General features: G+C 66.4%; 12 protein-coding genes and 2 pseudogenes. 12 read left to right on the top strand and 2 right to left on the bottom strand.

Going from position 1 to position 19,448, the window contains the following annotated elements; all coding sequences use genetic code 11:
- The first annotated feature begins 1 nt into the window (after position 1).
- The 9 genes and pseudogenes from GKC70_RS04325 (at position 2) to GKC70_RS04365 (ending at position 12,738) form a co-directional block, all read left to right on the top strand.
- Positions 2-1,054, top strand: coding sequence for a beta-ketoacyl synthase (locus GKC70_RS04325; RefSeq protein ID WP_342650557.1), 1,053 nt, complete (start codon positions 2-4; stop codon positions 1,052-1,054).
- A pseudogene (locus GKC70_RS04330) lies at positions 1,051-2,348 on the top strand (beta-ketoacyl-[acyl-carrier-protein] synthase family protein). The gene GKC70_RS04325 and the pseudogene GKC70_RS04330 overlap by 4 nt, the downstream one beginning before the upstream one ends.
- Positions 2,345-3,547, top strand: coding sequence for a beta-ketoacyl synthase N-terminal-like domain-containing protein (locus GKC70_RS04335; protein WP_342650558.1), 1,203 nt, complete (start codon positions 2,345-2,347; stop codon positions 3,545-3,547). Before GKC70_RS04330 ends, GKC70_RS04335 begins: the two are co-directional and overlap by 4 nt.
- A 36-nt stretch (positions 3,548-3,583) precedes the next feature.
- Positions 3,584-6,453, top strand: a pseudogene (locus GKC70_RS04340) (aminotransferase class III-fold pyridoxal phosphate-dependent enzyme).
- Between the two features lie 10 nt (positions 6,454-6,463).
- Entirely contained in the window at positions 6,464-7,201 is a 738-nt protein-coding gene (locus GKC70_RS04345) for a 3-oxoacyl-ACP reductase family protein (protein WP_342650559.1), read from the top strand.
- A complete protein-coding gene (locus tag GKC70_RS04350; protein ID WP_295481154.1) occupies positions 7,198-7,959 on the top strand; it encodes an SDR family NAD(P)-dependent oxidoreductase in 762 nt (253 codons plus the stop codon). Before GKC70_RS04345 ends, GKC70_RS04350 begins: the two co-directional genes overlap by 4 nt.
- Before the next feature lie 2 nt (positions 7,960-7,961).
- Positions 7,962-9,239, top strand: coding sequence for a hypothetical protein (locus GKC70_RS04355; RefSeq protein ID WP_342650560.1), 1,278 nt, complete (start codon positions 7,962-7,964; stop codon positions 9,237-9,239).
- Positions 9,240-9,271: 32 nt separating this feature from the next.
- Entirely contained in the window at positions 9,272-10,102 is an 831-nt protein-coding gene (locus GKC70_RS04360; RefSeq protein WP_295481152.1) for an outer membrane lipoprotein-sorting protein, read from the top strand.
- A gap of 17 nt (positions 10,103-10,119) precedes the next feature.
- On the top strand, positions 10,120-12,738 hold the full coding sequence (locus GKC70_RS04365) for an MMPL family transporter (RefSeq protein ID WP_342651466.1): 2,619 nt from the start codon (positions 10,120-10,122) through the stop codon (positions 12,736-12,738).
- Between the two features lie 18 nt (positions 12,739-12,756).
- On the opposite strand, the gene GKC70_RS04370 is transcribed toward GKC70_RS04365, so the two are convergent.
- Positions 12,757-13,158 carry a MerR family transcriptional regulator gene (locus tag GKC70_RS04370; RefSeq protein ID WP_029614239.1) on the bottom strand — a complete coding sequence of 134 codons (402 nt, stop codon included), beginning with the start codon at positions 13,156-13,158 and terminating at the stop codon, positions 12,757-12,759.
- 152 nt (positions 13,159-13,310) lie between these two features.
- Complete coding sequence (locus tag GKC70_RS04375) at positions 13,311-13,886, bottom strand: NAD(P)H-dependent oxidoreductase (protein ID WP_342650561.1); 576 nt, start codon at positions 13,884-13,886, stop codon at positions 13,311-13,313.
- Positions 13,887-14,090: 204 nt separating this feature from the next.
- Here GKC70_RS04375 and GKC70_RS04380 point away from each other — a divergent pair, with 204 nt between their 5' ends.
- The 3 genes from GKC70_RS04380 to GKC70_RS04390 all read left to right on the top strand — a co-directional run bounded on the left by GKC70_RS04380 (position 14,091) and on the right by GKC70_RS04390 (position 19,359).
- Positions 14,091-15,773: a fatty acid--CoA ligase gene (locus tag GKC70_RS04380; RefSeq protein WP_039580158.1), complete on the top strand. Its 1,683-nt coding sequence runs from the start codon at positions 14,091-14,093 to the stop codon at positions 15,771-15,773.
- A 310-nt stretch (positions 15,774-16,083) separates the two neighbouring features.
- On the top strand, positions 16,084-17,970 hold the full coding sequence (locus tag GKC70_RS04385; protein WP_342650562.1) for a DUF1302 domain-containing protein: 1,887 nt from the start codon (positions 16,084-16,086) through the stop codon (positions 17,968-17,970).
- Between the two features lie 24 nt (positions 17,971-17,994).
- Complete coding sequence (locus tag GKC70_RS04390; protein WP_342650563.1) at positions 17,995-19,359, top strand: DUF1329 domain-containing protein; 1,365 nt, start codon at positions 17,995-17,997, stop codon at positions 19,357-19,359.
- Positions 19,360-19,448 lie beyond the last annotated feature (89 nt).

Raw genomic sequence — 19,448 nt, forward strand, 5'->3', positions numbered from 1 at the left:
CATGCACCCTTGCAAGAACCGCCCCGTCTACCTGCGGGCCGCGGCGCTGATCAGTGCGGCCGGCGAACACTGCGCCGACCTGCTCGGTCCGGCGCCTGTGGCGCAACCGCTGGCGTTCGACCCGAACCGGCTTGGCCATGTGCTGGCGCCGATCACCCTGGCCAGCAAGGTTTTCGACCGCCGCATCAGCCGTGGCCTGGAGCCCCAGGGGCTGCGCATCCTGCACTGCGCCGACGCCTTGGCCGAGGCGCTAGAGGCGCTGCAGGTGCCTGCGGCGCGGCGAGTACTGACCGCCGCGATCCCGGAAGTCGACGGTCCCAGCACCAGTTGGGACGCCGTCGAGGCGATCATCGACCAGCCTCAGCGCCTGCTCGAACAGTTCATGGCCCACACCCCGCCGATGCACGCGCTGACCCTGCTCAACAGCAGCGTCATGGCCTACCTGGCCCAGGGCCTGGGCATTCGCGGCGCGATGGGCGGCTTCTGCTCCCAGGCCAATGCCGGCATCGATGCCTTGGCCGAGGCGTGCAGCCAACTCAGCGAAGGCCAGGGCGACGCCGCGCTGGTGGTCGGCAGCAGCCCCAACATCACCCCGGCGCTGTACCTGCGCGAAACCGACCTGACGCTGCGTGTGCACGGCGAGGGCGCGGCGGCCCTGCTGCTCGATTGCCAGGGCGACGCCGACAGCCTGCGCATCGCCGGTATCGGTCGGGGCTACAGCCACGATCCGGCGCGTGCCCTGCAGGTGGCGCAACGGGTCATCGACCAGGCCCTGCGCGCCGAGCGCCTAACGCTGGGCGACATCGGCCGCGTGGTGGTCGATTCGCACGACAGCCTGATTCGCCAATGGCTCGATGCCGACGTGCGCCTGGTCGATGGCATCGCCGGTCTGATCGGCGACCTGGGCGCGGCGCAACCGCTCGGCGAGGCGGCGCTGGCGCTGTACCGCCAACGCAGCGGCGGTACGGCGGATCACACCCTGCTGCTCGAACGCAGCCGGGCAGGACACTGGGGCGCGGTGCTGCTGGTCGCCCCGCACAAGGAGGTGGCATGAACGGTAAACGGGTGGTCATCACCGGCATGGGCGCGGTGACCGGATTCGGCTTCGACTGGCAATCGCTGTGGCAGCGCATGCTCGACGGCGAGCACTGCATCCGCGCCTGGCAGCCTGAAGGCGTCGAGCCAGGCAGCTTCCCGGTGCGCTATGCCGCACCGGTGGATCTGGATGCGCTGCCCCTCGAACTGGCTGCTCACCCGGCCTGGTCGATGGCCTTGGAGCGGCGCAGTCGGCTGGGCTGGCTGGCGGCCAGTCAAGCGGTGCGCGACAGTGGTCTGGGGGCGGGCGACTGGCGCGACGCGGCGTTGTTCTGCGCCTCCGGGCCCCGCAGCACGACTTGGCCGACATGCTCTTGTGCGACGGGCGCGCGGCCGGCGAGGGCGCGCACTGGCGCCACCTGATGGCGCGCCAAGCCCAAGTCAACCCGTGCGGCTCGCTGCGCCAGGGCAACGATCGCCTGGCCCGCGTGATCGCCGACGACCTCGGCCTCGAAGGCCCGGTGGTCAACATCAGCAGCGCCTGCGCCGGGGCGTCCCAGGCCATCGGCAATGCCTTTCGCCTGATCCGCCGCGGCGAGGTCGAGGTGGCGCTGGCCGGTGGCGCCGACTCGGTGCTGAGCCTGGACACCCTCGGCGCGCTGTACCTGCTGGGCGCCGCCAGCAGCGAGCAGCGCTGGGGCGAACGGCTGTGCAGGCCCTTCGATCGTCACCGCAGCGGTCTGGTGGCGGGCGAGGGCGGTGGCTTCCTGGTGCTGGAAAGCCTGGAACGGGCCTTGGCCCGTGGCGCCACGCCCTATGCCGAAATCCTCGGCTACGGCAGCAGCCTGGACGGCTACAAGGTCACCGCGCCCGATCCCGAGGGGCGCGGCGCGGTCCTGGCGATGCAGGCGGCGCTCGACGATGCCGGCCTGGCCCCTGGGCGCATCGACCTGATCAATGCCCACGGCACCTCCACGCCGCTGAACGACGCCACCGAGTCCGAGGCGATCAAGCAGGTGTTCGCCGTCGATGAGCACTACCGCCGCCTGGCAGTGACCGCCAACAAGTCGCAATTCGGCCACCTGATCGCGGCCGCCGGCGCCCCCGAGCTGATCGCCACGGCGCTGTCGTGTCGTGACGACCGGGTGCCGCCCACGCTCAATCTCGACGCCGCCGACGAGCGTTGCGACCTGGACTACACCCCGCACCGCGCGGTGTCGCGACAGGTCGACGTGGCACTGAGCAATTCCTTCGGTTTCGGCGGCCTGAACACCTCGCTGGTGGTGGGCAAGTACCGGGAGGCGGGTCGATGAGCGGGGGCATCGCAGTGACCGGTGCCGGTGCAGTGCTGGCCAGCGGCACGGGGGTGCCGGCCTTTTGGGCCGCTGCCCGTGAGGCGCGCGCCTGCGTCGGCCCGCTGCGCTCGGCGCTGCTGCGCAGCGAGCGGGTGACGGCATTCGCCCAGGTGCCGGAGGCCGACGATGGGCGCGCGCGCACGGCCATTGCGCGCAACTTGCAACGCTACTGCACGCCAGCGCTGTTCTGGGGCGCGGCCGCGTTGCGCGAGGCCCTGGCCGAGAGCGAACTGGCGCCCGGTGACGATGGCCTGCGCTATGGCCTGTACGCCTGTCAGGGCGGTTATACCCATCCGTCGATGGCGTCCTACGGCGCGGTGCTGCAGGCCTGTCGCCGCGACGGCGTGGCCGACCTGCGCGAGTTGACCCGGCAGGTGATGCAGGAGCGCGCGGTCGATCCGTTCGTGGTGATCAAGAGCTTGAACAGCGTCCTGCTCGGGGTGCTGAGCCTGGACATGAAGCTGTACTGCGAGGGCAACGCCTTCATGCAGGGCGTGGCCGGTAACCAGGCCGCGTTGCAGGAGGCCTGCGCCGCGCTGCACGCCGGTCGTATCGACGTCGCCCTGCTGGTCGGCGCGGGCAGCGATTGCGATCCGCTGGCCCTGGCCGACCTGGTGCGCGAAGGCACGATCAGTGCCGAGGGCGCGGCGCAGGTGCTGCCATTCGACCGCCACAGCCGTGGCGGAATCGCCGGCGAAGGGGCGGTGGCCCTGGTGTTGCGCCGTCACCAGGACATCGCCGGGCCTTGCGTGCAGGTGCAGCCGCTGGGCAGTCATGCCGAGCTGGCGCGGCTGAATCTGCCGGATCGTCCGCTGGCGCTGGCCGTCAGCAGCGGCAGCGGACGCCCGGCGCTCGACCGCGCGCTGTTGCAGCGCCTGCTGGACTGCGGCGCCGAGCATGTCACCAGCGCCCTGCCGGTCACCGGCCTGCTGGCGGCCGCGCCGTTGTTCGCTGACGTGCTGTTGGCGCGCCAGGCCTTGCTCGAAGGCGAAGTGCCGCCGATTGCCGGGCTGCATGCAGCGGTGCTCGACACCCCTGCACTGGTGCGTGACCAGGTGCGTGTCGCCGCCCTAGACGCGGCGCTGGTGGTCGGCCGCGACGCCAATGGATTCAGCAGTGCCTGCCTGTTGCAACGCAGCGACGCCGGACTGCCGTGAGCCACGAATTGCCATTCTCAAGAAGGATCTTCCCCCATGCACTACCGTGATTTCGTCCGGCCCAAGTACGTCGAGCTGCTCCAGGCGCTGGGCCTGGACCGTGCCTTCGAGCGCGCCGCCGGCAGCCAGTTGTTCTACACCGACACGCAGGGCCGGGAGGTGGCGGTCAGCGACTTTCTCGGCGGCTACGGGGCGGCGCTGTTTGGCCACAACGACCCACAGTTCGTCGAGCAGTTGTGTGACCTGCTACGCGGCGGTGTGCCATTCAACGCCCAGTTGTCGGTGCGCAGTGCAGCCGGCGAGCTGGGCCGTGAACTGAGCGAGGCGTTCAACCGCGAACTGGGCACCGACGAGCGCTACCTCTCGACCTTCTCCAACAGCGGCGCGGAGTCGGTGGAAATCGCCGTCAAGCATGCCGAGTTCAGTCGGCAGAAGCGCATGCAGGCGCAGTTCGACGCGCTCGATTTCGCCCTGAGCCAGGTGCTCGACCAAGCGGGCGCCTACCGCGAGCTGGAGCGCGACAGCCTGGCGCTGCCCGCCGGGCTATTGCCTGACACCCTGCTCAAGGTCACCGTGCGCCAGGTGGTCGAGGCGGTGCGTCAGTACAACCTCGCGCAGTTGCACGTGGAGCCGGTGTTCGTCGCCGTGCGTGGCAGCTTCCACGGCAAGCTGGTCAACACCGTGCAACTGACCTACGGCAAGCAGTACCGCCAGCCGTTCGCGCGCTTCGGCCTGCAGGTGGAGTTCGCCGATCCGCAGCACCCCGAGCAGTTGCCCGCCCTGGCCGAGCGGCATGCCCGGCACTGGTTGGGCGTGCACTGGGACGGCCATGCCCTGCACCTGCAACGGCACGCCTTCAGCGCCCTGACCGCGGTGTTGCTGGAGCCGATCCAGGGCGAGGGTGGGATTCGCGAGCACGCCGAGGCGTTCTATCGCGGCCTGCGCAAGCTGTGCAACGAGCAGCAGTGCCCGTTGATCCTCGACGAAGTGCAATCGGGTTTCGGCCGCACCGGCACCTTGCTCGGCTGCACGCACTTCAACCTGCAGGGCGACTACTACTGCCTGTCCAAGGCCCTCGGTGGCGGCCTGATGAAGATCGCCGCCACGGTGATCCGCGCCAGCCACTACGAAAGCGAATTCAGCTACATCCACAGCTCCACCTTCGCCGAGGACGACGCTTCCTGCGAGATCGCCCGCAGCGCCCTGAAGCGCCTGTTCGTCGACGACCAGGCAGTGCTGCGCCAGGTACGCGACAAGGGGATTACCTCAAGCGTGGCTTGCAGGAGTTGCAGGCCGCCTACCCGCAGGTGATCGCCGATGTGCGCGGGCGCGGGTTGCTGCTGGGCATCGAGCTGCACCCGGTGGCGCAGCATGCCTCGCTGGTGCAGGCCTCGGCCCAGTACAACGATGCGCTGGGCTACCTGATCGCCGGCTACCTGCTGCAATTCGAAGGCGTGCGCGTGGCGCCCTCGGGCAGCAACTCCAACGTGCTGCGCCTGGAGCCGCCGGTGTGTGTCACCCAGGCCGAAATGGACGCCTTGCTGCTGGCCATGGGCAAGGTCTGCGACCTGCTGCAGCGCGGCGATGCCCTGCCGCTGGCGGCCGGTGTGTGCGCCGACAGCATCGATCGGGTGGCGCCGCGCGACACCGCCTTCCGCGTCCAGGCGCTGGGCCTGCGCAATGACCCGCATGTGCCGGTGGTGGCCAAGGTGGCGTTCATCAACCATTTGATCGACGCCGATGCCCTGAGCGAGGCCGACCCGTCGCTGGCGCTGCTCAGCCCCGCGCAGAAGCGCGACTTCATTCGCCGCACGCGCCCGGAACGCCGCGTGGTGCCACTGGGTCCGGTGCTGATTCGCTCGCGCCTGGGCATGGCGGTGGAGTTCACCCTCTACCCGCTGTGCATGGACTCCAACGACATGGCGGCCTACATCGCCAGCGGCGAGCTGGACGTGATTCGCGACGAGGTGGGTAACCGCATCCTCGACGCCCGTGCCGATGGCCATCAGGTGGCCGGGCTGGGCATGTACACCTCGATCGTCACCCACAACTGCCAGGCGCTGCAGATCGCCGACATGGCGCTGACCTCCGGCAACGCCCTGACCATCGGCATGGGCCTGGAAGCCATTGAGCAGGCCTGTCAGCAGCAGGGCATCGATCTGGCCGGGCAGACTGCCGCTGTGATCGGCGCCGCCGGCAACATCGCCTCGACCTACGCTTCGCTGCTGTCCGAATCGGTCGATCGGTTGATCCTCATCGGCAGCGGCCGCGACGGCTCGCTGCGGCGCCTGGAGAAGACCGCACAGTTGATCTATGCCGACGCCGCGCGCTCGATCCTCAAGGGCCGCACCGACCAGGATCGCCTGGCCCGGCGCCTGCAGGCCCTGGATGGCTTCGGCGCGCTGCTCGACAGCCACGTCGGGCGCAACGACCTGGGCAAGGTCATCCAGCAGTGGGTCGACGAGCGCCTGGGCGCCGAGGCCTGGATCCAGGTCAGCAACGACCTGGCCTGCCTGCGCGAGGCGCGCATCGTGCTGTGCGCGGCCAATGCCCCGCAGGCGTTCCTGGACGCCAGCCACTTCGCCGAGCGCAGCGTGATCTGCGACATCGCCGTGCCGCTCAATGTCGATCAGAACCTGACCCGCGAACGCCCGGACGTGCTGTACATGCACGGCGGCATCGTGCAGACCCCGCTCGGCGATGGCCTGGACGAAAACGTGCGCGCCTACCTCAAGGCCGGGCAGTTGTATGCCTGCATGGCCGAGTCGGTGTTGATGGGGCTGTGCGGCATGCGCCAGCACTATTCCTATGGCGACATCAGCCGCGAGCAGGTGCAGCAGATCCGTGCCCTGGCGCGCCTGCACGGCTTCGGCCTGGCGCAGTTCAAGACCGACAATTCCCTGTAAGGAGCCACAGATGGAACACAAGACTGCCGTGGTCACCGGTGGCAGCCGGGGCATTGGCAAGGCGCTGGTGCTGGCCTTGGCCGAGGCCGGCTATCGGGTCGCACTGAGCTACGTGCGCGGCCGCGAGGCCGCCGAAGCAGTGTGCGCCCAGGCCCGCGAACGCGGCGCCGAGGCCCTGGCGCTGCACTGCGATGTGCGCGAGGCGCAGAGCGTCGCCGGATTCTTCGCCGAGGCCCAGGCCTGGCTCGGGCACATCGACCTGCTGGTCAACAACGCCGGCATCACCCGCGATGGCCTGCTTGCCACGCAAGCCCTGGAAGACATCCACGAGGTGATCCAGACCAACCTGGTCGGCACCCTGCTGTGCTGTCAGCAGGTCATTCCCGAGATGATGCGCCAGCGGCATGGCTGCATCGTCAACATCAGTTCGGTGGCGGCGCAGAAGCCTGGCCGTGGCCAGGCCAACTACGCTGCGGCCAAGGGCGGGGTCGAGGCCCTGACCCGCGCCCTGGCGGTGGAACTGGCGCCGCGCAACATCCGCGTCAACGCCGTGGCGCCCGGCCTGGTCGAGACCGAGATGAGCGAGGCGCTGATGCAGGCCCACGCCGAGCAGATCCATGCCCGGCTGCTGGTCAAGCGCTGTGCTCGGCCCGAAGAGATCGCTGCCGCGGTGCTGTTCCTGGCCGAGCAGGGCAGTTACCTGACCGGTGAAGTGCTGGCGGTCAACGGCGGGATGAAGATGCCATGAGCGCACCGCGTACGCTGCTGATCACCGGTGCCGCCAAGGGCATCGGCCTGGCCGTGGCCGAGGCCTTCGACGCCCCTGGCAACCACCTGGTGCTGGTCGACCTCGACCCGGCCGGCTTGCACCAGGCCCTGGCCTCGCGCAACTGGCAGGCCGAGGTCGAGACCCAGGCCTGCGACATCGCCAGCCTGCCTCAGGTGCAGGGGCTGTTCGACGACCTGTCCCGGCGCCTGGCGCAGGTGGACGTGCTGGTCAACAGCGCCGGCATCTGCACCGAAAACGAACCCGAGGACCTGGACAACTGGCGGCGGGTGATCGACGTCAACCTGCACGGCACCTTCCAGGTCACTTCGTTGTGCCTGCCGTTGCTGGCCGATGGCGGTCGCATCGTCAACATGGCCTCGATCCTCGGCCGCGCCGGCAAGGTGCGCAATACCGCGTACTGCGCCTCCAAGCACGGCATCATCGGCCTGACCAAAGCCCTGGCGCTGGACCTGGCGCCACGGCGCATCACCGTCAACGCGATCCTGCCGGCCTGGATCGACACGCCGATGCTGCGCGGCGAGCTGGCGGTGCAGGCGCGCATCGCCGGGATCAGCGAGCGCGAGATCCTGCGCAACGCCCGCAAGAAGCTGCCGCTGCGACGCTTCATCGCGGCCAGCGAAGTGGCGGGCATGGTCCAGTACCTGGCCAGCGAGCAGGCGGCGGGCCTCACCGCCCAGAGCCTGATGCTCGACGGCGGCGTCGGGTTGGGGATGTAGGCATGCACAGCACTGCACGCGCGCTATTGGCGTTGGCGGCCCTGGCGCCCGCCTGTCCGGCCCTAGCCGATCTGTTGCCGCAGCATGCCCAGGCCGAAGTCGGCGTGGCCAGCGCCGTGCGCCTGCATGGCGGCGACCAGGTCACCCAGCAGCAGGTGTACTTCAAGGCCGCGCTGGACGACAGTTGGGACGGCGGTTATTACAAGGCCAGTGGGCGGGTACGCTACGACCTGCGCTATGAGCATGACAATCCCTACAGTCGCGAAGCGGCCGACGATTACCGCTTCACCGCTGACTGGCGCCAGCTCTACCTGGGCTACTACGTTGGCGAGGGCGAGCTGACCCTGGGCTGGCAGCAGGTGGTGTGGGGCCGCGCCGACGAATTGCGCGTGCTCGATCAGGTCAACCCGGTGGACTACCGCGAAGGCCTGACCGCGCTGCTGGAAGACAGTCGCATCGCCGTGCCGATGGTGCGCTTTACCCAGCCGCTGGGCGAGTGGGAGCTGGAGGCCCTGTGGCTGCCGACCTTCGTCAAGAACAAGCCGCCGGCCGCCGGCAGTGAGTTCGACGCACCGTTGTTCGCGCGTCCCGATCCTGCGGTGTTCGACGTGGTGTCCAAACCCGGCTACGACCACGACCAGGGTTTTGGCTACGGCTTTTCCGCCAACGGTCGGGTAGGTCGCTTCGACCTGACCGCCGTGCTGCTCAACGCCCGTCAGCAGGACCCGGTGTATGCCGTACGCGGCCTCAGCGACGACGGCCGGCTGGCCGTGCAGCGCCAGTTCCCGCGCTACACCCTGTACGGCGCGGGCTTGGCCTACGACGCCGGGCACAGCGTGGTGGTCCGCAGCGAACTGGCCTGGTTCGATGACTGGCGCGTGAGCAACCCGGAGCGTGCCTATGGCAGCGACCGCAGCCCCATGGTCAAGGCCTTGCTCGGGGTCGATTACCTGTGGCGCAACTGGCTGATCTCCGCGCAGTGGCAGGAGCAGCAACTGACCGGCTGGCGGCCGGGCATGCTGCAGGACAAGCGCGAGCACCTGTTCACCCTGTCCGGGGAGGGCAACCACTTCCAGGACCGGCTCAAGACCCGGCTGGTGCTGGCGATGTCGCCGCCGGCCGGCGACGACCTGCTGCTGCAGGGCATCTTCACCTACAAACCGGTCGACTGGCTGAAGCTCGGCCTGGAGATCGACGTGTTCACCGGTCGCCGCGACCGCGCGTTCGGCGAGTACGACGAACGCGACCAACTGCGCCTGTCGGCCGGCTACCTGTTCTGACCCTTCTCGACAACACTCAAAAGGACTTCCCCATGCTGCCTTCGATCAAAGGCTTCACCCTGGCCGCTGCGCTGCTGGCCAGCACCAGCGCCCTGGCCGCGCCCAGCGCCGACGATATCCTGCGCCAGGCCCGCGACCGGGACGATGGCAAGAGCTTCATGTCCCAGGTGTCGCTGATCCTCGTGGACAAGCAGGGCAATACGCGCGTGCGCGAGTTCGCCTACCTGCAAAAGGATTACGCCGACAGCGACAAATTCACCATGCACTTCGAAAGCCCGAGCGATGTACGCGATGTCGCCTTCCACATCGAAAACCCGCGCGAGGCGCTGGGCCTGGAAGACAGCCAGTGGATGTACCTGCCGGTCAGCCGCCAGACCCGCCGGATCTCCACCACCGACAAGCGCGGCTCGTTCATGGGCAGCGATTTCTCCTACGCCGATCTCGACAAGATCCGCGTCGACGATTACCGCCAGACGCTGGTCGGCGAGGAGGTCATCGAAGGCCGCGAGTGCTATGTGATCGAACGCCGTCCGGCGTCCGAGCAGGTGCTGGCCAAGACCGGCTACGACCGCCTGCAGGTGTGGATCGACAAGCAGAACCACCTGGTGATGCGCCAGGACTACTTCGATGTGCGCGGGGTGATGACCAAGCAACTGTACACGCGCAAAGTCGAGACCATCGACGGGGTGGACAGTATCCTGCTCAGCGAGGTGCAGCACCTGGTCAACGGCACCCGCTCGCAACTGCGCTTCAACAAGCTGCAGTACAACGTCGAGCTCGACGACCGGCTGTTCACCCAGACCTCGATCCGCCGCGGCTTGAAAGCCGGCGACACGCCTGACTTCCGGGTGTCGGCACGATGAGCCTGGGCAGCCGTCTGATGGAGCGTTACCTCGACCTGGTCGAGCGCAACGCCCGCGCCATCGTCTTCGTGCTGGTGGCCATCACCGCTGGCTTCGCCTATTACCTCGGCGCGGTGATCGCCGATACCAACCCCTATCTGCTCAAGGAAGATCACCCGGCGCGCAAGACCATTCTCGATCTGCAAAAGGAGTTCAGTGGCACCTACGACTCGGTGATGATCGCCTTCACCGACCCGGACGGGGTGTTCAACCGCGAAACCCTCAATGCCGTGTTCGCCATTTCCCGCTCGATGCGCCAACTGATGCTGGCCAACGATCAGGACCGCGACACCCTGCGCGAGGTGCTCGGTCGCCATCCCGCTGACACGCAGGCCCAGGCGCTGGCGCACAAGGTGCTGACCGAGGGCTTCGCCCAGCGCGACCAGGGCGACCTGATGCGCCTGCGCGACCATGCCCAGGCCAATGCCTGGGACAGCCACGACCAGCAATTTTTGCGTTTTCTCGCCGAGCGGGTCAATCCGGTGAAGGAGATGGCGTCGATCGCCGACACCGAGAACATCAGCCTGGCCAGCGACGGCCAACTGTGGATCCACAAGACCCTCAATGCCAGCGACATGGACCCGCGTGCCGTCGAGGCGCTGGTGATGGACAACGAGCTGCTGGTCGGCGGCCTGGTGTCGCCGGACAAGCGCGTCGCCCTGGTGGTCACCGAGCTGGGCACCAAGCAGGACGATGCCCAGGCGCAGTTGCGCGCTTATCACCTGGTGCGGCAGATGCTCGCCGACTACCAGCAGGCCCATCCGCAACTGCGCGGCGAGGTGTTCATCGCCGGCATGCCGATCTTCATCGCGGCGCAGCAGGAAATCATCGATCACGACATGGCGGTGCTGTTCCCGGCGGTGTTCGTGCTGGTGACGCTGCTGTTGATCTTCTTCTTCCGCCGGCCGCTGGGGGTGTTGCTGCCGCTGTTCAACATCCTGTTCTGCACCATCTGGACGGTCGGGCTGATGGCCCTGTTCAAGGTGCCGTTCGACCTGCTGACCAGCGTGCTGCCGGTGTTTCTGTTCACCATCTGTTGCGCTGACGCGATCCACGTCATGGCCGAGTACTACGAGCAGCTCAAGGCCGGCAAACCCTACCGCGAAGCCGGGCGGCAGACCATGCGCCTGATGATGGTGCCGGTGGTGTTGACCACCGCGACCACCATCGCCACCTTCGTCATTTCCACCACCAACAACATCGTCAGCATCGGCAACTTCGGCCTGTTCATGTCCATTGGCCTGACGGCAGCGCTGATCATCTCGTTGCTGCTGATTCCGGCGTGGATCTTCGTCTGGGGCAAGAACCACGTGCCGTCCGAGGCCGCCGTGGAGAAGCCGTCGCCGCTGTCCACCGCGCTGGTGCGCTGCTGCGCCTGGCTGATTCCACGACGCCGGCCCGCCTTGTTGATCACCCTGCCGCTGGTGGCGGTAATGGCGGTACTGACCTTCAAGGTGGACATCGAAGATTCGGGCATCGCCTACTTCGAACCGGACAGCGCGGTGCGCACCGCCGACGAGTTCATCAACCGCGCCCGGGTGGCCGGCACCGCACCGGGCTGGATCGCCTTCGACAGCAAGGCCCCGCGCGGCATGCTCGACACCGAGGTGGTGCAGTTCCTCGACCGCCTCGACCAGTTCCTGCGCGAGCAGCCGCACGTCAGCTACACCTACTCGCTGGCCACCTACATCAAGCGCATGAACCTGGTGCTCAACGACATGGACCCGACGTTCCTGCGGGTGCCGCAGGTGCGCGAGGAGGTCAAGGGCTTCGACGAACAGGGCCGCCCGGAGCGCTTCGAGGTGGACGGCAATGCGCTGATCGAGCAGCACGTGATGCTGTTCGAGAACGGCGGCGGCTCTGACCTGCGCAACGTGCTCAATGCCAACTACTCCAAGGCGGTGACGCTCTACACCATGACCAGCTCGGTGGCCGGCGACTACCAGGCGCTGCTCGACCGCCTCGATGCCTGGGTCAGCCAGAACAAGCCGGCGCACCTAGAGGTGACCCATGCCGGCACCGCCTACATCTGGACCGGCGTACTCAAGGAAATCACCCAGGGCCAGATGCTCAGCTTCACCCTGGCGCTGCTGGTGGTGACGCTGATGATGATGGGCTGGCTGCGCTCGGTGCGCCTGGGCCTGCTCGGCATGCTGACCTTGCTGACCACCTCGGTAATCGTCTACGGCGCCATGTACTTGCTGGACATCGAGCTGAACATCGGCACCACGCTGGTGACCTTCCTGGTGGTCGGGGTGGTGGACTATGCCGTGCACCTGTTGTCGCGCATGAAGTTCCTCATCGAAGAGGGCGCGACGGTGGACGCGGCGCTGCTCGGCGCGATGGAAGGCATCGGTCGCTCGACGCTGGTCAACGTGGCGATCTTCTCCGGTGGCTTCATGGCGCTGTTCTTCTCCGACTACAAGCCGATCATCGACCTCGGCACGCTGGTGGCGTTGGCACTGTCGTCCAGTGGCATCAGCACGCTGCTGCTGGTGACGCTGATCTCGCCGTGGTTCTTCGCCACGATCAAGCCACGGGTCGAACAGCCTTCAGCGCTCGGCCGCGAGTCGGGTGCTCGCGCAGAACTGGCGTAACAGTCGATACAGGTACGTTCAGCCGGGCACGGCGAGCGGGTTCGCTGTGCGGGCCTGCTCGAAATGGCACTGCTCGCGGGCTTCCTGCACGCTGCCCTCGAAGGCTTCGAGGCCGTCGTGCAGGCTTTGCAGGTGCTCGATCTGCGCGCGCAGTTCCTGCTTCTTTTCGGCGATGGCGCGCTGGGCCAGGTCCCAGGGAATGTCCTGGCCCCTGTAGTTCTGGAAGATCGCCTGCATTTCCTTGAGCTTGAACCCCAGTTGCTGGGCGCACTTGATGAAGCTCACCAACTCCACGCTCTGCTGGCTGTAGACCCGGTACTTGCCTTCGCGCTGGGCCTCGGGGAGCAGGCCGATCTTTTCGTAGTGGCGGATGCACTTGACCGTGGTGCCCGACAATTGGGCGACTTTTCCGATGTACATGGCGTGTTCCTTCCTTGGTAAGAGCGCGCAACCGCGTGCGGCCACCGGCAATTCGGGCGACCACGCGAGGTAGGGGGGTTAGGGCGCGCTATCTTACACAAGGATTGGACACTGTGAAGTTGATCACAGTGTCCGGTCGTCGCTTCGTCGCTTCAGCCGGCGGCGGTGCGGCGCACGCGATCCAACCAGTTCTGGCGCTGGATGTCGGTCGAACCGAGGATCGGGCCGAAGGTCAGGGTGCGGGTGGGCTTGATGCCGCAGAACGCCAGGGTGGTCTTGCGCATCTGGTGCAGGCCGGGCATGCGGTAGACCCACCGGTAGTACCAGGGCGGCGTGTCCATGGTCACCAGCAGGTGCGCGGTGCGGCCCTTGAGCAATTGCTCCGGGAAGGCCGAGTCCTTGCGGTACTTGAAGGCAAAGCCGGGCAGGAACGCACGGTCGAAGAAGCCCTTGAGCAGCGCTGGAATGCCGCCCCACCAGATGGGATAGACGAACACCAGGTGTTCGGCCCAGAGGATCTGCTCCTGGGCCTGGCGCAGGTCCGGCTCCAGCGGCTGGATCTGCCGGTAGCCTTCGTGCAGCACTGGATCGAACGTCAGGGCCGGCAGGTCGAGGGTTCGCACCTCATGACCGGCTTTGCTGGCGGCCTGGACATAGGTCTGGCCCAGGGCGGCGCAGAAGCTGTCGGAGGAGGGGTGGCCCAAAACCACCAGGATACGCTTGCTCATTTCGACTCCACGTCATTAAGGAGTCATCGAGGCTAAGGTATGCCCCTGGAGGTAGAGTCAAGCGGTTGATGCGTCAAAGTGTGTTACCCGCGGACCTGCCGCGCGCAGGGTGCGAATCATTCCTTCGGCTGATTTGATCGGCGCCTGGCCGCTCTACAGTAGCGCCTTGACACTTCGGCACGCATTTTCAGAAAAGGGACAATCATGCTGCAGACCCGAATTCTCGAACCCACCGAGGGCGCCTACGCCTATCCGTTGTTGATCAAGCGCTTGCTGCTGTCGGGCGGGCGCTACGAGAAAACCCGCGAGATCGTCTACCGCGATCAGGTGCGCCTGAGCTACCGCGAGCTGGGCGAGCGGATCGCGCGGCTGGCCAACGTGCTCACCGAGGCTGGGGTCAAGGCCGGCGACACCGTGGCGGTGATGGACTGGGATAGCCATCGCTACCTCGAATGCATGTTCGCCATCCCGATGATCGGCGCGGTGGTGCACACCATCAACGTGCGCCTGTCACCGGAGCAGATCCTCTACACCATGAACCACGCCGAGGACCGCTTCGTGCTGGTCAACAGCGATTTCGTCGCGCTCTACCAGGGCATCGCCGGGCAATTGACCACGGTCGACAAGACCCTGCTGATCACCGACGGCCCCGAGCGCAGCGCCGAGCTGCCGAACCTGGTCGGCGAATACGAACAGCTGCTCGCCGGCGCCAGCCCTCGCTACGACTTTCCCGACTTCGACGAAAACTCGGTGGCCACCACCTTCTACACCACCGGCACCACGGGCAACCCCAAGGGCGTGTACTTCACCCACCGCCAACTGGTGCTGCACACCCTGGCCGAAGCGGCGGTGCTCGGCGGCGACGACAGCGTGCGCCTGCTCAGCAGCAGCGACGTGTACATGCCGATCACGCCGATGTTCCACGTGCACGCCTGGGGCATTCCCTACGTGGCCACGCTGATGGGCATCAAGCAGGTGTATCCCGGACGCTACGAGCCGGACATGCTGATTCGGCTGTGGCGCGAGGAACAGGTCACGTTCTCCCACTGCGTGCCGACCATCCTGCAGATGCTGCTCAACTGCCCCACGGCCAAGGGCCAGGACTTCGGCGGCTGGAAAATCATCATCGGCGGCAGCGCGCTCAACCGCGCCCTGTACCAGGCCGCCCAGGCCCGTGGCATTCAGCTCACGGCGGCCTATGGCATGTCCGAGACCTGCCCGCTGATTTCCTGTGCGCACCTGAACGACGAACTGCTGGCCGGCAGCGAGGACGAGCGCGTCAGCTACCGCATCAAGGCGGGGGTGCCGGTGCCGATGGTGGAGGCGGCGATCATCGACGAACACGGCCGCTTCCTGCCCAACGACGGCGAGTCCCAGGGCGAGCTGGTGCTGCGCGCGCCGTGGCTGACCCAGGGCTATTACCAGGAGGCGGACAAGAGCGCCGAGCTGTGGCGCGGCGGTTGGCTGCACACCGGCGATGTAGCCACCCTCGACAGCATGGGCTTCATCGACATCCGCGACCGTATCAAGGACGTGATCAAGACCGGCGGCGAATGGCTCTCGTCCCTGGACCTGGAAGACCTGATCAGCCGTCACGAGGCGGTGCGCGAGGTGGCGGTGGTCGGCGTGCCCGACCCGCAGTGGGGCGAGCGGCCGTTCGCGCTGCTGGTGGTGCACCCGGATCGGCAACTGGACGCCAAGGCGCTCAAGGAACACCTCAAGCCGTTCGTCGAGCTGGGGCACATCAACAAGTGGGCCATTCCCAGCCAGATCGCCGTTGTTACTGAAATTCCCAAGACCAGTGTCGGCAAACTGGACAAGAAGCGCATCCGTGTGGAGATCGGTCAGTGGCAGGCCAGCAACAGCGCCTTCCTGTCGACCTTGTAACGACCGCGCCAGACAGTCCGAACGGCGAGTTAGAGCCATTGCGGCTTGTCAAACGCGGAATTTCAGCCATGCTTCAGCACGGCCAGCGAACACGGTGGCAAATTGCAATTGCCGCCGGCGACACGACGCAAATCACACTTTAGAGGGATCAAGCGTTGTCGGGCGCTGGCTATAGTCGGTTCAGGGGATTGTCAGGAACGGGGAGGGGCACGCCCTGCGCGCCGCCTGCCGGTGCATCTGCCGTTCAGGTGCCGGGGTCGTTTCTGCAAACACTCGTTGCCATAACAAAAATGTACATGGAGTAGCGTCGATGACATCTGCAAACCCGCTTTGGCGTCGGGCCAAGCTGCCCTTGGCCGTCAGTCTCGCTTCCACGCTGGCCAGTCCTGCTTTCGCTGTGAGTTTCAACATCGGGGAAATCGAAGGTCAGTTCGATTCGTCGCTCTCCGTTGGGGCCAGTTGGTCCACGGCCAACCCCAACCGCAACCTGATCGGCGTCAACAATGGCGGCAAGGGGCTGTCGCAGACCTCCGACGACGGTCACCTGAACTTCAAGAAAGGCGAAACCTTCTCCAAGATCTTCAAGGGCATCCACGACCTCGAGCTCAAGTACGGCGACACCGGCGTGTTCGTGCGCGGCAAGTACTGGTACGACTTCGAGCTCAAGGACGAAAACCGCGAGTTCAAGAACATCAGCGATTCAGGGCGCAAGTCCGGGGCCAAGTCCTCGGGGGCGCAACTGCTCGATGCGTTCGTCTATCACAACTACTCCATCGGCGACATGCCCGGCTCCGTGCGCCTGGGCAAGCAGGTGGTGAGCTGGGGCGAGAGCACCTTCATCGGCGGTGGCATCAACTCGATCAACCCGATCGACGTCGCCGCCTTCCGCCGACCTGGCGCCGAGATCAAGGAAGGCCTGATCCCGGTCAACATGTTCTACGTGTCCCAGAGCCTGACCGACAACCTGTCGGCCGAAGCCTTCTACCAGCTCGAATGGGACCAGACCGTCACCGACAACTGCGGCACCTTCTTCTCCCAGCCGGACATCATCTCCGACGGCTGCAACGACAACCTGCGCGTGCTCAACAGCAGCCGCACGGTGCCGGCCGCCGCCCAGCAGTTCCTCGCCAGCCGGGGTGTGAACATCAACCAGGAAGGGGTGATGGTGCGCCGTGGCGCTGACCGCGACGCGCGTGACAGCGGCCAGTTCGGCGTTGCCCTGCGCTACATGTTCGAGCCGTTGGACACCGAGTTCGGCGCCTACTTCATGAACTACCACAGCCGCGCGCCGATCTTCAGCGCCACCGGCGCGCCGCCGGGCGTATTCGCCGCCATCCCGTCGCTGCCGGCCAACCTGCGTCCGCTGGCGCCGCTGATCGTCGCGGGTAACTCGCAATACTTCGTCGAGTACCCCGAGGACATTCGCCTGTACGGCCTGAGCTTCTCCACCACCTTGCCTACCGGTACGGCCTGGAGCGGCGAGATCAGCTACCGGCCCAACGCTCCGGTGCAGTTGAACACCACCGACATCCTGTTCGCCGGCGTACGCCCGCTGGGCGGCGCGCTGGCCAACGCTTCGCTGCTCAACGGCACGCCTGGCCAGGACCTGCACGGCTACCAGCGCAAGGAGATCACCCAGTTCCAGACCACCCTGACGCACTTCTTCGATCAGGTGATGGGCGCCAGCCGCATGACCGTGGTCGGCGAGTTGGGCGTGACCCATGTGGGCGGTCTGGAGAGTGCCTACGACACCCGCTACGGTCGCGACCCGGTGTTCGGCCCAGGGCCGCTGCCGGCCACCGGCGGTGCCAATACCTGCCAGGCGCTCAACGCCAGCACCATCGCCGGCGCCGGAGCGGGAGCTTCTACTGCCAACCTGAACCGCAAGTGCGAGAACGACGGCTACACCACCAGCACGTCCTGGGGCTACCGCGCCCGGGTGATCTGGGACTACAACGACGTGTTCGCCGGGGTCAACCTCAAGCCCAACGTGGCCTGGTCCCACGACGTGTCCGGCTACTCGCCGGGGCCGGGCGGCAACTTCGAGGAAGGGCGCAAGGCGATCAGCCTGGGCGTGGACGCCGAGTACCAGAACACCTACACGGCGAGCCTCTCCTACACCAACTTCTTCGACGGCAAGTACAGCACCGTGGATGACCGCGACTTCGTCGCCCTCAGCTTCGGCGTGACCTTCTAAGCATTCAGATTCAGGATGACGACGATGACGATGACTACAAGTCTGCTCAAGGCCGGTGTGCTGGGTGTGTCCCTGCTGGCGGGCAGTGTCATGGCGGCGGTGTCCGCCGACGAAGCGGCCAAGCTCGGCTCCACGCTCACCCCCATGGGCGCCGAGAAGGCCGGCAACGCCGATGGCTCCATCGGCCCCTGGGAGCCACTGGCCAAGAATGCTGGCAGCGTCGATGGACGCGGCTTCCTGGCCGACCCGTACGGCAGCGAGAAGCCGCTGTTCACCATCACTGCGGCCAATGCCGAGCAGTACAAGGACAAGCTTGCCCCTGGCCAATTGGCGATGCTCAAGCGCTACCCGGACACCTACAAACTGCCGGTGTACAAGACCCACCGCGGTGCCACCGTGCCGGACTCGGTGTTCGCCGACATCAAGGCCAATGCCACCAAGGCCACCTTGGTGCAGGGCGGCAACGGCTTGGACAACTTCCGCGGTGCGGTGCCGTTCCCGATTCCCAAGAGTGGCGTCGAGGTGGTGTGGAACCACATCACGCGCTACCGCGGTGGCAGCGTGGCGCGCTTGGTGACCCAGGCTACGCCGCAGCAAAACGGTACCTATAGCCTGGTGTACTTCAGCGATCAGTTCGTGTTTCGCGACAAGATGAAGGACTACGACCCGAACAACCCAGGTAATGTGCTGTTCTATTTCAAGCAGGAAGTGACCGCGCCGGCGCGTCTGGCCGGGACCGTGCTGCTGGTGCACGAGACCCTCGACCAGGTCAAGGAGGCGCGCTCGGCGTGGATCTACAACGCCGGTCAGCGCCGGGTGCGCAGGGCGCCGCAAGTGTCCTACGACGGACCGGGTACTGCCGCCGACGGCCTGCGCACCTCCGATAACCTGGACATGTACAACGGCGCGCCTGACCGCTACGACTGGAAGCTCGAAGGCAAGAAAGAGATGTACATCGCCTCCAACGCGTTCAAGCTCGACGATCCCAAACTCAAGTACGCGGACATCATCAAGGCCGGTCATATCAACCAGGACCTGGCGCGTTACGAGCTGCGCCGGGTGTGGCATGTGGTCGCGACCTTGAAGCCGGGTCAGAAGCACATCTACGCCAAGCGCGACTTCTACATCGACGAGGACACCTGGCAGGCGGCGGTGATCGACCAGTACGACGGTCGTGGGCAACTGTGGCGAGTATCGGAAGCCTTCGCCCAGCCGTATTACAACAACCAGGTGCCGTGGTACACCCTCGAAGCCATCTACGACCTGCAGTCGGGTCGTTACCTGGCGCTGGGCATGAAGAACGAAGAGAAGAAGTCCTATGACTTCACCTTCACCGCTAACAAGGCGGACTTCCAGCCCAACGCGCTGCGTCAGACTGGGGTGCGCTGAAGAACCCGGGGAGGGGCGGCCAAGCGCCCCTCCCGTCACGTTCCGCACCTCGCCCACACTGATCCTGGTCAACCCCGCTAAGCTTGAAT

Source organism: Pseudomonas sp. REB1044 (assembly GCF_038813925.1).
Taxonomy (GTDB): Bacteria; Pseudomonadota; Gammaproteobacteria; order Pseudomonadales; family Pseudomonadaceae; genus Aquipseudomonas; species Aquipseudomonas boreofloridensis.